The organism is Streptococcus sp. 1449, assembly GCF_013276805.1.
GTDB lineage: Bacteria > Bacillota > Bacilli > Lactobacillales > Streptococcaceae > Streptococcus > Streptococcus pseudopneumoniae.
Map to the genome: position 1 here is coordinate 1 of NZ_VMLS01000026.1, position 1305 is coordinate 1305.

General features: G+C 37.2%; 2 protein-coding genes and 1 pseudogene. All 3 read left to right on the plus strand.

Annotation, left to right across the window (positions count from 1 at the left end):
• Positions 1–210 (plus strand): annotated as a pseudogene (locus HT687_RS12340) (transcriptional regulator); the annotation flags it as partial.
• A 202-nt stretch (positions 211–412) separates the two neighbouring features.
• A complete protein-coding gene (locus HT687_RS06280; RefSeq protein WP_023935892.1) occupies positions 413–598 on the plus strand; it encodes a type II toxin-antitoxin system HicA family toxin in 186 nt (61 codons plus the stop codon).
• 47 nt (positions 599–645) lie between these two features.
• On the plus strand, positions 646–1050 hold the full coding sequence (locus HT687_RS06285; protein ID WP_023935891.1) for a type II toxin-antitoxin system HicB family antitoxin: 405 nt from the start codon (positions 646–648) through the stop codon (positions 1048–1050).
• The last annotated feature ends 255 nt before the right edge of the window (positions 1051–1305 follow it).

Genomic DNA, 1305 nt, shown 5'->3' on the forward strand with positions numbered 1-1305 from the left:
GAGATATTCGCCCACGACATCAACAGCATAGAGAACAAGCGAGCCAGAAAATACTTTATTATCCATTATTGTTACATGAGGAAGAAAACAATAAGTGAATGCGTAGAAATGGCAGGTACTAGCTCCACTAGTTATCACCGATACAAACAGATAGCCGTCTTAAACTTTGCGAGAATCCACCAGAACGGAGAGCTAGAAGCATATAAGTAGGCATAGGCTTCATATTCGCCCCCTATTTTGCTTTGTTTCGTACTGGAGAACTAAAACACCATGGATAAACTAGAAGCCCTTAGAAACGAATTTTGGGGCTTTTGTGAGGTTATAAAAAACAAGTGTAAAAATACGTGTTATACATTGACAAATGTTTCAAACAAGTGTATAATATAATTAAAGATACGGAAAGGAGAAACCGATGACCGAAAGAGAACTAAAAAAACTTGCTAAGAAAAAAGGTTTTATCAAAACAGCTTTTGGTAAAGGTTCGCATGAAGTTTGGAAACATCCAGACGGAAGAACGGTAACGATACCTAAACCAAAAGAAAACGATTATAGACCTGGAACACTTGGCAAGATTTTGAAAGTATTGGAAGGGGAGTAAAAAACTCCCTCCCCTATATTGGGGCGGTCATTGGTTATTATCAAATTATGAAATACACTTACTTGGCACTATTTGAAGTGGATGAAGAAAACGGCGGTTATACAATCACATTCCCTGATTTTCAAGGAGCAATTAGCGAAGCCGATACCTTAAACGAGGCAATCTATAACGCCCGTGAGGTGCTAGAAATCTATACAATCATGTTTGAAGATGAAGGCAAAGAGTTTCCAGAGCCTTCAAGTTTTAAGGCTTTGGCTAGTGAGCTTGGCAGTGATGAGGATATTCTGCAAGCTATCTCAGTAGATACGGAACTGGTTAGAGAGCGCGAACGTTCTAGGGTTGTCAATAAAACTGTAACCCTCCCTAGTTGGTTGGTTGAAGTTGGTAAAGAAAATAAAATCAATTTCAGTCAGCTATTACAGAAAGCAATCAGGGAAGAATTACAGGTATAACGTCATAAAGTACGTACTTCATGGTATAATATACCTATCAGCAATCAGCAATAAAAAAAGCACGTTTGACCGTGCTAGTTTCTTGCCTGCTGAACTCGTCATTTATTGCCCTTTTTGAGGGCTTTTTTTGTGGACTTTTTAAGAACTTTTATGGTCTTTAAAAATAACCTAAGGACCTGCTATTTTTAAAAATTCAATAATATCAAGGTTTTAGACACTTTAATGAATCCTAAAAATTTGTCATCTCTATTTTTA

Excerpts from the sequence above, each read along its gene's own strand:
- HT687_RS06280 (WP_023935892.1), top strand. The coding sequence starts at position 413 with ATGACCGAAAGAGAACTAAAAAAACTTGCTAAGAAAAAAGGTTTTATC.
- HT687_RS06285 (WP_023935891.1), top strand. The coding sequence starts at position 646 with ATGAAATACACTTACTTGGCACTATTTGAAGTGGATGAAGAAAACGGC.